This is a genomic window from Paenibacillus sp. Negev47 (assembly GCF_058313655.1).
Map to the genome: position 1 here is coordinate 1,194,141 of NZ_CM177754.1, position 15,004 is coordinate 1,209,144.

A 15,004-nucleotide genomic window follows, 5' to 3' on the forward strand; every position below is an offset into this window, starting at 1 on the left:
AATGAACGCTATTGGTAAAGATTAACGACCACTCTTGAACATGCAGGGAGGAAGGCAACATGTGGAACAGGGATGCATTTGAAAATCCCGAGGCGCAGTACAGGGTCCATCCCTTTTGGTTCTGGAACGGGGATATGGAAGAAGAGCAGATTAAGCGGCAGGTGGCTGAGATGGCCACGCAAGGTGTAGGCGGATTCTTCATCTGTCCGCGTCAGGGACTACAGATTCCCTATCTCTCTGAAGCATGGTTCGATAAGGTGCGGGTTGCAGTGCAGGCAGCAGCCGACCATGGCATGCAGGTATGGTTATATGACGAATATCCATATCCAAGCGGGATGGCTGGCGGAGAAGTGACCCTTGATTTTCCTGAAGCGAAGCAGCGACAGCTCGTGCATCATCAGCTGGTGGTTCAGGGCGGAGAAGCTGTGGATCTGGAGTTGCCATGGGGACGAGTATTAGTTGCCAAGGCGGTTCCCAAGGATGCACAGGGCAAACGGGTATGGCATAAGTCCATCGATCTGCGCAGCAAAATTGGGAATATCCAGACTGATCAGGTCTATCAGGAGACCGGACTCACCTCGTATAATCGCAAGCGGTTTTTCACCTACCGAACAGCGTTCCGTCTATTGTGGGATGTTCCCGCGGGTGATTGGGAGCTTGTTGTTTTTCAGGAAAAGGAGATGGATGATTTCAAATATTACGGCAACTTCGTTGATCCTTGCCACAAGGAAGCGATGAGTCGATTTATTGAACTGACACATGAGCGTTATAAGTCAGCGGTTGGAGAACAATTTGAAAGCGTAATCAAAGGCATGTTCTCAGATGAGATCGCACCGCTGGGCCGTATCCCCTGGTCACCACAGCTTCCCCGTTATTTCAGTGAGCGTTGTGGTTATAGTCTGATCGATTCGCTACCGGCCCTGCTATATGGTGATGTTCCGGACGCGCATCGAATTCGGTATGACTATTACCAGTCACTCCACCTGCTTCTCAGGGAGTCCTATCACAAACAGGTGCATGATTGGTGTGAAGAAGCAGGAATCCAATATGCGGCTGAAGTGCCTGGCGTACGGATGACGACCCAGTTGTTCAGCCATATGCCAGGTGGTGATTCGGCACATGAGAAAATCGGACGGTCCTTATCGTGGATTCTGGAACGATACGGCCAAAAGATGCGTGACAATCCCAAGATGGTCAGTTCGCTTGCCCGGCAGCTTGGACGAAGCCGCAATCTGATTGAATGTTTTCACAGTGTAGGCTGGTCCATGACACTGCAGGATGCCAAGTGGATGATTGATCGAATGGCCGCCATGGGCACCAATTTTTATAACTTTCACGCCTTTTTCTATACGATTGGCGGGCTTGCGAAGCACGATGCACCACCATCTCAATTTTTGCAGAATCCCTACTGGAAGTATTTCCGGCAGTTGGGGGATTACACCGGACGTTTGAGCTATCTCATGAGCACCGGAGCAGCAGACATTCGTATTGCTGTGCTTGACCCAACGACGACATTCTGGAGTCTGATGGGTAATCCGCTGCATGGATTTGAGTATAGCGGCGAAGACGAAGCAGAACGGGTACAACTGGATCGTCTGACGAAGGACTGGATGAGGATCACGACACATCTGCTCGAAAACAGGCGGGATTATGATCACCTTGATCCCGAATTGTTGGCTGAAGCTGACTTGACAGATGGCATCATTCAGATCGGTATAGCGCGTTATGAGGTGTTGATCCTGCCACCGATGCTGAATCTGGAGGCCGCGGCATGGGAACAGGTGAAGAGATTCGTTCAGCAGGGAGGGACCGTCATTTCTGTTGGTATGCCTCCGCATATTGCGATCCAGCCGGGAAGTCCGGAGGGAGATGAAGCTGCCCAGTTCTTTGGTGCGGGCGAGCAGCCGCAAGAGGTGTACTGGGGCCGTGGCGGGATAACAGATCATGATAACCGTGAAATCATGTGGCATCAGGGTGAGGGGAATGCCTATTTTCTACCCGCAGGAACGGGGCAGGGAGATGACTTTTCGCTGGAGCTAATCTCTCTCCTGCTCGATCAGGTATTGCCGGAACCCATCTGCTGGATCATGGAGGAAGAAAGTGCATCCCTGCTGATGCACACCCGTCAATTGTCCGATGGGGAGCATATGGTTTTTTTGACCAATCAGGAGGGTCAGGATCTGAAGGGCCAATTAAAGCTGGTCGCCAGACAGCTGTGGGATGGGACGGAGCTCACAGAGAACACTTGTCTCGTGGCAGAACGACTCGATCTGGAGACAGGGCAGCTTAAGGCATTACCGTATACGAGCAGTGGCGGGGAATGGTGCATTTCACTAACGCTGGCGCCTTATGAAGCGCATGCTGTTCGTCTTACTTTACAAGCTGCGGGGGCAGAGGTATTAACAACAGGAGTGCAACAAGCCAGTAAGATCAGAATTCCTGCGGAAGGGCCATGGCGACTCGAAACGGTACAGCCTAACATCTTGCGAATGGGACAATTCCATCTTCAGGCTTCCAATGCTAACGGTGTAATTCTGGAAAGCCGGCATGTAGCTGTGAAACCATTTATTGATCAGGCGGCAGAATTATCGGAGCAGCAGCATCTGCCAGTCCAGTTTAATCAGGTATTTGGCACACCGAAGAAAGTATCCTTAGCCTATCCCATCGAATGCCGATATACGACCACATTCGAGCTGAGAACGGCATTGCCTGCATGTCTGTTATTCATGGACAGAGCGGCGATCTCGGGAACTTGGTCCATGGAGATTAATGGTCAACCGCTTGGGAAGGAACAATTCAATCCAATCGAAATAACCGACCACAATAACATCGCTTGTGATATCACGGCGTTGCTGCGCAGTGGTCTCAATGAAATGACAGTGATTGTTGAGGTAACGAAAGATGAGGATGGCATCGTGGATCCCTTGTATCTACAGGGAAGATTCGGCGTGGAGTTCCATCATGGAGGCATGGCTTCGCTCGTGCGGGAGTCGGACACGGCCCTTCGCATCGGACCTGAACCTCAGCCGCTGTATCCCTATTTTGCCGGGGAAATGAGTTATAAACGCACGTTCTGGCTGGATGAACCAGAAGAAGCCACCATCTTCGAACTGGAATTTAGCGATTGGCGTGTGCAGGATGTGGTGGAAGTGCGGGTGAACGGACACAGTCTTGGTGTACGATGCTGGTCTCCGTATTGCTGGAAGGGGGATATCTCATGGTTGCGTCCGGGAGACAACGACATTGAAGTGCGTGTTACCAACACGTTGATTGGCCTGTTGGAAGGCACTTATTTTGATTCGGAACATCATCGATTGCAGGATGCAGGTCATGTGCCTGCTGAAGAATTCAGATGAAGGAGTGGAAGTATGAATACAACCCAATTTGACCAACAAAGACTGGGCTCGGTCTGGGTCGCAGATCAGGGTGACGGTACATACCGCAATCCGATTCTGCATGCGGATTATTCGGACCCGGATGTGATTCGTGTAGGAGATGACTTTTATATGACGGCCTCCAGTTTCTCCCATACTCCGGGGCTACCGATTTTACATTCGAAAGACCTGGTGAACTGGAAGCTTGTAAGATATGCCATTGAACGGCTGGATCTGCCAGGATATGATGTGCCTCTTCATGGCAAAGGCGTATGGGCACCCAGCATTCGGTATCATGACGGGAAGTACTGGATTTTCTTCAGCACACCGGATGAGGGCATCTTCATGACCACAGCGGATCACCCTGAAGGCGAGTGGTCGCCGCTGCATCTGGTTCATGAAGTGAAGGGCTGGATCGACCCTTGTCCTTTATGGGATGAGGACGGGCAAGCATACCTTGTACATGCTTTTGCCCATAGTCGCAGTGGAATCAAGAGCAAAATCAAAGTGTGCCGGATGGCTACGAATGGCAGGAAGCTTCTGGACGAAGGCATGATCGTCTTTGATGGGACCGAACATCATCCGACCATTGAAGGGCCCAAGTTCTACAAGCGCGATGGGTATTATTATATCTTTGCTCCGGCTGGTGGTGTGAAGCCGGGGTGGCAGACCGTTTTGCGCTCTCAACAGGTATTTGGGCCATATGAGGACCGGATTGTGATGCATCAGGGATCTTCCTCTGTGAATGGGCCTCATCAGGGAGGATATGTGGAGCTGGAATCGGGGCAGTCCTGGTTTATTCATTTTCAGGATCGGGATGCATATGGCCGCATTGTTCATCTACAGCCGATGACGTGGATGGAAGACGGCTGGCCTGTCATTGGAATTGACCGCGAAGGAAATGGAACGGGTGAACCAGTGGATGTGCACATCAAACCAGATGTAGGAGCCTCCTATCCGATCACTGTACCTGAGGTATCCGATAATTTTCAGGCTGATCGTCTGGGGCTGCAGTGGCAATGGCAGGCGAACTCCCGTCCTGATTGGGCTGAGGCAGGTACAGAAAGAGGGATCGTATTGCCTGCTCATCCATATCCGGAGGGTGTTCAGTCTTTGTTTGGTACACCTCATCTTCTCTTGCAGAAGCTGCCTGCCTCTGAATTTGAAGCGACAACCCGGCTCATGTTCCTGCCTGGACAGGAAGGGGACCAGTCAGGTCTCATTATGTTTGGTGATTCGTATGCAAGCCTGTGCCTGTTACAGACAGAAGACGGAACCATTCGGTTATCCTTGATTCGCGGAGCCAAACGCGCAGACAGCCATCTGCATGCAGAAGAATGGGAGGAAACGGGATTAAACTGGGAGGGCCAGGGTTCTCAGGCAACCGGCTGGACCATTCATCTTCGGCTTACTCTGACAGAACCTGCTTTGTGCCAGTTTAGCTGGAGTGAGGACGGAGCGGAGTTTCAGCCGATCGGTACACCGTTTAACGCCACAACAGCACTCTGGGTAGGCGCGAAGATGGGCATCTATGCCGTAAACACACGGTTCGCGAATCGTGGAGGTCAGGGTGTTTTTCGCTATTTTAACGTGAAGGAAATTCAGAAATAGGGAGCAGGAAAAGAAGCAGAGGAGGAACAAGATGGGACATCGTATTCAGTTTGACCGCTATCCAGGTGGCGTGATGAAAGCGTTAACGCTCAGCTATGATGATGGAGTGGTGCATGATCGCAGACTGGTGGATATCTGTAATCGGTATGGACTGCGGGGAACATTTAATCTGAACTCTGGTACCTTGGGCAATCCAGGGCGCATCGAGCCGGGGGAAGTCGCGGAACTGTACGCCGGACATGAAGTAGCTGTTCACACCGTTACTCACCCTACGCTGCCTTATGTTCCGAATGAACTATTGACCGAAGAGATTATTGAGGACCGAAAAGCGCTGGAGAAGCTTGTCGGTTATCCGGTACGAGGTATGGCCTATCCCAACGGAGGTTATGACCGTGCGTTAAGTACGAAGCTGGAGTGGCTCGGCATCGATTATGCCCGTACCGTTGAATCACATGGCAGATACACGTTGCCAGACCGCCCCCTTGAATGGCATCCGACCTGTCATCATAACCATGATCTGGCGGCACATGCCGAACGTTTTATCCAACATTCCAAAACAGGTACACCCCTATTGCTGTACGTCTGGGGTCACAGTTATGAGTTCAATGACAATAACAACTGGGAGATTATTGAGCAGTTTGGTCAGCAGATTGGCGGTAGGGACGACATCTGGTATGCCACGAACATCGAAGTGATCGCCTATTGGAAAGCGGTGCAACGACTGGAGTGTTCGGCCGATCGCTCCATCATCCATAATCCGTCTGCCATTCCGGTTTGGTTAACGGCAGATCAGCAGGTTGTTGAAGTGCAGGGCGGAGAGACATTACGGCTAAGCGAACGAATCAAGGTATAAGGAAGGGAGCTGACGATCATTCGTTATTTTCATGAGAACGAGGCGATTGCGGGCAAGGTGTACGATTCAATTCCGGATATATTGACAACGGTGGCTCAGCGTTATATTGGCGATCATCCGAAACATTCATTTTTGTTCAGAGCCTATCATCAGGGAGGTTTTCGTAGACTTGGCGATTATCGCTATGACCTGAATCTGAATGAAAAATGCGTAGAGGCGCATGCAGGGCAGTACGTGTATGTATGGGGCAAGTTATGGAGCGAGCAGAATGCAACGTTAAGTACGGGCCTGAACTGTTATAGTCCGGTGACGATCCATGTGAACGGCGAAGAGGTATTCAAGTCTGAGTTGTTGCAGGAATTATTTCCCGAGCGAAGAACCCAGATTCCGATTTCCGTGAACTATGGCTGGAATGATGTGTTGCTGTGTTTTGTCAAAACAGAAGTGGGATTCGGCGGTATTTACGGAACAGCCTCTTTCAAAAATTTCCCGCTGCACTTCCTCACACCTGGGACAGATCGTCAAGGACAGGAGGGCTGGTTATATTCGGAACCCGTCGATGAACCTGTATTATCTCTTCCTCGTGACGGCATGACGGAAGAAGAAACGGGCCTTTCCTGGTATCCACGCAAGGCGTGGACAGACGAGGAGCGGAGCATAGGTTCTTTTGCCCGAATCTTTGGTACAGAACAGCCGGCTGTGGCCTACGCATGGTCCAAACTGGATGTAACCTTGCCAGGATCAACGCCAGTTATTTTAAAAGGCCGTCATGATGGTGCGTTGACCTTGTATGTGGATGGCACAGAAATATACTCTGCTGGAAGTAGCAATGACTTCCATGTTGAGCTCCCACGCCGCTACGGTTCCTCGGATTTGGTCGCAAAAGGTGAAGTTCGAGCACCTGGTGGCTCCTGGGGATTCACATTGGCAGATGCAGAGCGTTCGGGTTCCACAGGCTGGAGACTGAAAGCTCCTCATCCGGTTGCGGGATGCTCTGACCCCTGGCTGTACACAGGTGTGTTTGCTCCCGGAGCTGAGCCATCCCACGCCGACATCGTGCGAACAGATACCGTATTTGATGATGGCGCACAAGGTGTGTATTGGCGAGTAGATCTTCCCGATACGCATGTTCGTCCCTATCTGGAGAACACACATTACGGAAAGTGGAATTATCCGCTCGGCGTCACCCTGCTTGGACTGCTCCAGACGGGACAGGAATTGGGACGAGACGATTACATTCAGTACGTGCGGGAACATATTGAACTGAGTACTTCATTTGATCGCTATGGTCTATGGGATCGGGAAGGGTACGGTGCGGCAGGAATCAATAATCAGCTGTCTGCCATCGACAGTCTGGATGATTGCGGTTCGTTCGGATCTACGTTGCTTGCTGCGATGGAATTCGGCGATATTCGTGGGGGAAGAGATACCGCGGATCGGATTGCAGACTATATTACGGATGAGCAGGAACGTCTGGAGGATGGAGCCTTTTACCGGGTACGAGGCAGTGGGGAGATGCGTCAGGAGACGATGTGGTGTGATGACTTATATATGAGTACGCCTTTTCTTATGCGTTATGGTCAGTTGACAGAAGATGCAACGTACTGGGACGATGCGGTCAATCAGTTCCTGATGTTCCGTAAGTATCTCTACCTTCCCGAACAACAGATCATGTCCCATGTGTATGATTTTGTGCGTGGGCGCGCGACAGGCATTCCGTGGGGACGCGGGAACGGCTGGGTGCTCTTCTCCTTAACCGAACTGTTATCCATCCTGCCGCGTGATCATGTGAAACGGCCGGAACTGCTAACTTTCTACCGTGATTTAAGTCAGGGTTATCTGGCGCTGCAAGGGGAAAATGGACTTTGGCATCAGGTGTTAAACCGCCCGGATTCGTATGAAGAGACCTCCTGTACATCGATGTTCATCTACGCCTATGCCCGTGGAATTCGGGAAGGGTGGCTGGAACAACCGGAGCCTTATCTGGAGGCCGTACGTAAAGGATGGGAAGGCATGACGCGCTTGTCGATTGACTATAAAGGCAATATATACGGGGTATGTCGCGGTTCCGGGTACTCGTTTACCGCCTTGTATTATCGCGATGATCTGGGGTGGAATCTGAACGATACCCATGGGATCGGCATTGTGCTCTTGGCTGGCATTGAAGCACATAAGATGAATCAGCAGCTCCGTCAGAGGCATAAATGTGAAGTGCATAATTAATTCGAAGCAGAAGGCTTGATGAAGTCCTTTGAAGTAAAAGAAGACGATTTAGGCAATAAGGTGGCCTAAATCGTCTTCTTTTTGTTCTATTGCCACAATTATTATGGATATTTTGGATCAAACGACATATTTTGATAGAAAGTTACAAAATGATTTTATTATAATGGGGAAGATCCAATTATTCTGTAATGAGGAGGAATTGAATTGCAAAACAAAGGGAAATGGAAAAGGTGGACTGGAGCATGTGTACTAGGTCTAGGGATATTATGCATGGCTTCGTCCGTAGAGGCGGCAGGCAAAACGACCTATGTATATGATGCCAACAATCGATTAATATCTGTGACGACCGCCAATGGAAAGGTATATACATATCAGTATGATACCAACGGAAATCTATTAAAAATCGTTCAGCGTGCATCTTAGCGATAGGGAAGCTTGAAACTTTAAATTATCGTAGGGGAAATTACGCAAGAATGGTTCGCGTTCGTCCAACCTGGAAGTACAATTCCATACGAGGAGAGATTGATCATATGAAAAGAAGGCTATCCATTCTGCTCATTATCACTTTTTTGGCATCCATGTTATTCCCGCCAGAACTGGGGATACAACGTGCCGCAGCTTCTCCATCCTATGACACACCCTATACCGTGAGTGTGACAGAAGATGTATACGGCGATGATTCAATGAACCCAGCGTTGGGAGGCGCTGTGGATTCGAATGATCTTATCACCATTACGACCGTATCTGAGCGTTTTCAAGTGGAACGGGATTGGGTCATTTTTGAACTGGGAAAGGGCTACGCGTTAAATGAAATCTATCAGGCGTTGCTTACTCAGGAACAAGGGGGTTCATATGAGGCATACATACAAGAGAGATATCCAGACGCCTTAAATCAGTCATTTACGGCTAGTCCTGAATCGATTACCTTTGAAAATGAACCTGGTTCATTGGGACGGGTGGATGAGCCTTCGGTGACAGAGGCTACATACAACGATGAATATGTGTCCTCTTCTGTGACAGACGAGGTGTATTCATCGCCTCATTCATTCGCTCTCGCTGCCAACGGTTATGATGACATCGCCTTACAGCGTCAATCGATCAAGTTTGATAAGGCCCCTTATGGAGTTGGATCAGTGAATGATAGTATCTCCACGAGTGATGGCTCGCTAAATATAAGTGTGGTGGATCTGGTCATGCCCGGATCGAATGGTCTTGATTTTACCTTGCGACGCAAGTATGACAGTTCAATGGGAAAAGACCGGATTGATGCGAGAGTAAATCCCGATTTTAGAAATATAACTGAATCGACAACAGAGGAACAAAAATTTCCAATTGGTAAAGGCTGGACCTGGGATCTGCCTTATGTGAAACATGAAGGCGGTGGGACGTATGTTCATATCCCGGGAGTCGGTACATTTGCCGATTCTGAAAGAGGCGGGTTAGCGGGATATCCATGGGAGAATCTGGACTTTGGGCTTGTGCACTCCGATCTCTATGTTTCAGGAGAAAAAGCTCACTATGTTTTAAAAGATTACAATACCGGTATTGTTCAATATTTTGATCAGGCGGGCAACATTCTGCAAATTCGTAATCAGTATAATAACACCATTGAATTTTATTACACCACCAACGTAAATTACGGCACCGTTCTGAGTTTTGTTATGACTCGGGCTGGCAAGGGACAGCCAGTGCAGACGATGGATTTTTCATACAGCGCGAATGAGGTCAAAGCTTCCTTTAATGATCGGGTGGTCACCTATAAAACACGAAATGTGACGAGCAACAATCGTACTCAGCGCTTACTCGATCACGTCATTGATACAGAAGGAAGAGTAACGAAGTATGGGTATCTTCGATGGAATGGCTTACTTTTCAACCTGATTGATTTCTATAAGGATTACACGGGAGAAAATCAGCAGGTCTATTGGGGATGGAATGACTGGCTCGTTTTGGCCTCCATTGAGCATCCGACTAAAGCGATGACGCAATATACTTTTGGTGGAACCGTACTGCGAAAACTGGGACCGACTGGCGCGGAGACCCAGCCTCGATATGGTCAGCGCAGAGTGTACTACAGCACAGCAGGACAGGAAGTATCCAACCAAATCAATGTGAGTTATAGCGGCGATATTGGTGCAGTTTACGGACAAAACAATACCTTTACGACCACGGTAGAGGATGGGCTAACCCGAACCGAGTACAGTTTCAAGAAACAATTTGTTGCACATAACAAACCGGATGTGGTCTATAATACGCAAATCAGTAACGGGGCAATTCAAGGGAATCAGCGGCGGGTTACAGCCTATTCTTACAATGAGGCTGCTTATCGCAATGTTCCGACCCGGATTGAAGAACGTTCGTATGATACAGGTGGAGCTTCCAGTGCAGCGGTCACGACCCTGCAGTACAACAATTGGGGGCAGGTGATTGCCCAGACGAATCCACTGGGTGCAACGATCAAGCCCACATATGAGATGAAGTTTTTCAGCGGATACGACTTGTCACCAGTGATAGCCCTTACCCAAAGCACGGAAACGGGCGGTAGTAGCCAACAGGCAACCACCAGTTACAGCTATGATTCGGTTACCGGATCATTAACACAGTCAGTCATACGGGACAGTCAAGGCAATCTTCTCGGTCAGACCAATTATCAATATGATGGATACGGAAACCCGATTGTGCTCCAACTGAAGGGAGAGACGGCAGATACCATCGTTCGTCAGCAGTTTGGTTACAAGTCCATGCGGCCTACCCGGCAGGAAGTCAATGTAACGGATGCAGCAGGGAAGAGTTCCGCGGTCATCCTTCAAGCAGGGTATAACGCCACCGGAGAGATGAACAGCTATACGGACGGTAATCAGAATATAACAACGACGACCTATGACAAGCTTGGGCGTGTTATTTCCGAGAAGAATCCGGACGGAAGTATTACTACTCTGGCCTATGATGACGTGAATAATACGTTGACGGTAACGACACCTGATCTGAGCCAAACGGTATACCGTTTTGACCCGTTAGGCAGGTTGTCCAGTGAAACGAATGTGCGGGGCAGCAAGACGTATACGTATGATGCGTATGATCGAATGACCGCTCAGACGGATGCGACAGGACAAACAATCACCTACAGCTATGATGCGTTCAACCGGGTCCTTCGCCAGCAGGATGGAACGTCCACCACCCAAATGGCATATGATGATGCGGCGCGTACCCTGACGATCACCGATGGGGAAAACAACCGTATTCGGGAGACCTACAATGTCATGGGCCAAGTGACCAAAAAGGAAGAACTCAAGGCCAGCGGCAACGTGGTTTTGGCCACCTACACGTATGACAGCGTGGGCAACGTCATCTCCGTCACCGACGGAAACGGCAACCTAACCTCGAATAGCTATGATGCCTTGTCTCGTCTCACCTCGGTGACCGATGCCGAGAATAAAAAGACAAGTTATACGTACAATCTCGGTGGTGACCTAACCAAAGTAACCTATGCAGACGGAAAAACCGTCCAGAAACGTTATGATGAGATTGGACGTTTACTCGTCCAGACTGATCCCCTGGGACAAGTCACGACATATACGTATGATGCGAATGACAATGTGACAAAAGTGCTGGATCGCAAAGGGCAGGAACGCACCTACGTATACAACAGCCGCAACTTCCTGCTGGAAAACCGGGCCAGTGATGGCACGATCTCATACACCTATGATGCTATGGGCCGGAGAACCAGTATGGGCGATCCTACTGGGAGCACCCAATATGCCTATACACCCGTTGGTGAGCTGGAGAGCATCACCTACCCGGATGGGGCTACATTAACGCTGGGTTACGATGCCCGAGGTGCACGTACTCGTCAGACCTTCCAGCAAGGCAGTTACACGCTCAACCTGGGCATGACGTACAAGGGAGCTTCTGTACTTCCAGCATCGCTGAACTTAACCAATGGGAGTGGAACGACGCTCGGCAGCTTCGCCTACACCTACCGTGCCAACAATAGTCTGGCACAACAAAGTGCAGGGTCCGAATGGAAAGAAACCTACACCTACGATGGCCTAAACCTGAACGGGCTCACGCATACGTTTAATGGTACAAACGGTCCGAGTTACAGCTATGCTTATGATAACAACCGGAACATCACGAGCAAAACGGATCAAGGAACAGCCTACCAATTCACATATGACAAGCTGAACCGAATCCAAACGTCCAGCCAGTATCAGGAAACCTATACCTACGATGTACGGGATAACCGGAGCAGTCTGGAGAGTGACAGGGAGTGGAGCCCGCCCGTCGCAGCATCCTATACCTATGATGCCCGCAACCAACTGACAGGTGCCACGGTAAAAGACCAGACGGTGAGATACCGTTACAATGGTGACGGGCTGATGACTGAACGAAGCACGGGAGGTCAAACGACTCGGTACTATTATGATGACCGTGGACTACTGGTGGCCGAAGGCACGGTAAGCAGCACGGGAACGGTGCAAATCACAGTAGGCTATGTACACGATGCCCCCGGAAAACTGACCGCCCGACAGATGGTCGGAGAAAGTCAACTCCAGTCCTATGTGACGAACGGACACGGGGATGTAACGGAAATCCGGGATGCATCAGGTAACGTATTGAACCGATACACGTACGACATCTGGGGCAATCCGGAAAGGACAGAGGAGACCGTCCCGAACGTCCTGCGCTATGCCGGAGAGTATTGGGATGAAGTGACGGGACTACAGTATCTAAGAGCTCGCTGGTACGATCCGTCCACGGCTCGTTTTATCAACGAGGATACGGTGGAAGGGGAACTCACGAATCCATTGAGTTTGAACCTGTATACGTATGTGGAAAACAATCCATTGATCTATGTCGACTCCAGCGGAGAGTCCAAAAGACCGGCAAAGAACTCTTTAGAGGGGTTGGGGGCAGGGAGTGGAAGTGCCAGTGCTGGCGCAGGTAGATCATCTGGAGGAAGTTTCGGTGGGGGCGGAAGTAGAGGAGGTTCCTCTGGTAGTAAGCCGTCAACTTCCGGTAAGGTTAGTGGTTCCTTGAATGGTTTAACCAATGCAGAAAAGAAAGTTGTAAATGATTTGATTAGCAAAGGCAAAAATGTTGAAATTATTCCGAAAGATCCATATTCAAAAGTTAAAACACCTGATTTTAAAGTGAATGGAGTTAAAACAGAACTTAAGACATTAGAAAATGCTAACATTAACACTGGCATAACAAGGATACAAAAAGGATTGAAACAAGGAGCAGAAACAGTGATAATTGACGCTAGGGCCGCAGGATTAACTGTCGACCAAGCAAAGGAGATTATTAAGCGAGCTACTGGAACATACTCTAACAAAACAATTCCTGGCAAGGTTGAAATTTGGACAATCGAGGGGAACATAATCTATCCGTGAGAGGAGTGCTTTTATGGCAAGGTTACAATGCAAATGTGGTGCAACATTATCTAACTCGAAAGCACCTAATGACGTTGAATTAAGAGTATATACCGACAAAGAGTGGGATAATATTATTAATTTAGGGAACGCAATTGACCCAGTAACAATACCATTTCCTCGATATGATGTATGGAGATGTTTAAACTGTGAGAGAATTTATGTTTTTGATGAGGATACTGTAATAAAGACATATTTGTTGGAGAGCAACGATTAGAATAGTCGGGATACCTCTTTACTGAATAAGATATATACCTTAACGACCATCTGCTCAAAGCAGGTGGTCGTTTAATTAATGTAACCTTTGCAGATGGAATAACTGTCCAGAAGCGTTATGATGAGATGGGACGATTGCTCGTCCAGACTGATCCCTTGGGACAAGTCACGACATATACGTATGATGCGAATGACAATGTGACAAAAGTGCTGGATCGCAAAGGGCAAGAACGCAGCTACGTATACAACAGCCGCAACTTTCTGCTGGAAAACCAGGCCAGTGATGGGACGATTACGTTCACTTATGATGCCATGGGCCGGAGAACCGGCATGGTCGACTCCACTGGTAGCACCCAATATGGGTATACACCAGTCGATGAGCTGGAGAGTATCGCTTATCCCGATGGGGCAACGCTAACGCTGGGTTACGATGCCCGTGGCGTGCGGACCCGTCAGACCTTCCAGCAGGGTAGTTATACGCTTAACCTGGGCATGTCGTACAAGGGAGCTTCGGCCCTTCCAGAATCCCTGAGCTTGACGAGTGGTAGCGGAACGGCCCTGGGCAGCTTCGCGTACACCTACCGTGCCAACAATAGTCTGGCACAACAAAGTGCAGGGTCCGAATGGAAAGAAACCTACACCTACGATGGCCTAAACCTGAACGGGCTCACGCATACGTTTAATGGTACAAACGGTCCGAGTTACAGCTATGCTTATGATAACAACCGGAACATCACGAGCAAAACGGATCAAGGAACAGCCTACCAATTCACATATGACAAGCTGAACCGAATCCAAACGTCCAGCCAGTATCAGGAAACCTATACCTACGATGTACGGGATAACCGGAGCAGTCTGGAGAGTGACAGGGAGTGGAGCCCGCCCGTCGCAGCATCCTATACCTATGATGCTCGCAACCAACTGACAGGTGCCACGGTAAACGCCCAGGCGGTGAGCTACCGTTACAATGGAGACGGTCTGATGACCGAGCGAAGTACGGGAGGTCAAACGACTCGTTACTATTATGATGATCGTGGGTTGCTGATGGCCGAAGGCACGGTAAGCAGCACGGGAACAGTGCAGATTACGGTAGGTTACGTCTACGATGCCACTGGCAAACTGACCGCCCGGCAGATGGCCGGAGAGAGTCAACTCCAGTCCTATGTGACGCGGTAAATTCTTAGAATGTATAGGGATAGGGAATAACATACTAGATTTAAGCCGAATTGGTGTCAGGTACAATAAAGAGGATTATGTATATATACTCCCGGATTATCCTGGTATTTGTTTTG

Annotated in this window: 8 protein-coding genes; all 8 read left to right on the forward strand. The window is 49.4% G+C overall.

Annotated features, from left to right (window positions below; translation table 11 throughout):
* The first annotated feature begins 59 nt into the window (after positions 1-59).
* The 8 genes from AC4G47_RS05570 to AC4G47_RS05605 all read left to right on the forward strand — a co-directional run bounded on the left by AC4G47_RS05570 (position 60) and on the right by AC4G47_RS05605 (position 14,888).
* Complete coding sequence (locus AC4G47_RS05570; protein WP_491105180.1) at positions 60-3,356, forward strand: glycosyl hydrolase; 3,297 nt, start codon at positions 60-62, stop codon at positions 3,354-3,356.
* Between the two features lie 12 nt (positions 3,357-3,368).
* Positions 3,369-4,985 carry a glycoside hydrolase family 43 protein gene (locus AC4G47_RS05575; protein ID WP_491105181.1) on the forward strand — a complete coding sequence of 539 codons (1,617 nt, stop codon included), beginning with the start codon at positions 3,369-3,371 and terminating at the stop codon, positions 4,983-4,985.
* A 31-nt stretch (positions 4,986-5,016) separates the two neighbouring features.
* Entirely contained in the window at positions 5,017-5,838 is an 822-nt protein-coding gene (locus AC4G47_RS05580) for a polysaccharide deacetylase family protein (RefSeq protein ID WP_491105182.1), read from the forward strand.
* Between the two features lie 57 nt (positions 5,839-5,895).
* Positions 5,896-8,061 (forward strand): glycoside hydrolase family 88/105 protein, encoded by a 2,166-nt coding sequence (locus tag AC4G47_RS05585; protein ID WP_491105183.1) that lies wholly within the window; start codon positions 5,896-5,898, stop codon positions 8,059-8,061.
* A gap of 204 nt (positions 8,062-8,265) precedes the next feature.
* Positions 8,266-8,484 carry an RHS repeat domain-containing protein gene (locus AC4G47_RS05590; RefSeq protein WP_491105184.1) on the forward strand — a complete coding sequence of 73 codons (219 nt, stop codon included), beginning with the start codon at positions 8,266-8,268 and terminating at the stop codon, positions 8,482-8,484.
* Positions 8,485-8,591: 107 nt separating this feature from the next.
* Complete coding sequence (locus tag AC4G47_RS05595; protein WP_491105185.1) at positions 8,592-13,457, forward strand: RHS repeat-associated core domain-containing protein; 4,866 nt, start codon at positions 8,592-8,594, stop codon at positions 13,455-13,457.
* Between the two features lie 13 nt (positions 13,458-13,470).
* A complete protein-coding gene (locus tag AC4G47_RS05600) occupies positions 13,471-13,713 on the forward strand; it encodes a DUF8617 domain-containing protein (RefSeq protein ID WP_491105186.1) in 243 nt (80 codons plus the stop codon).
* 125 nt (positions 13,714-13,838) lie between these two features.
* Positions 13,839-14,888, forward strand: coding sequence for a hypothetical protein (locus AC4G47_RS05605; protein WP_491105187.1), 1,050 nt, complete (start codon positions 13,839-13,841; stop codon positions 14,886-14,888).
* Positions 14,889-15,004 lie beyond the last annotated feature (116 nt).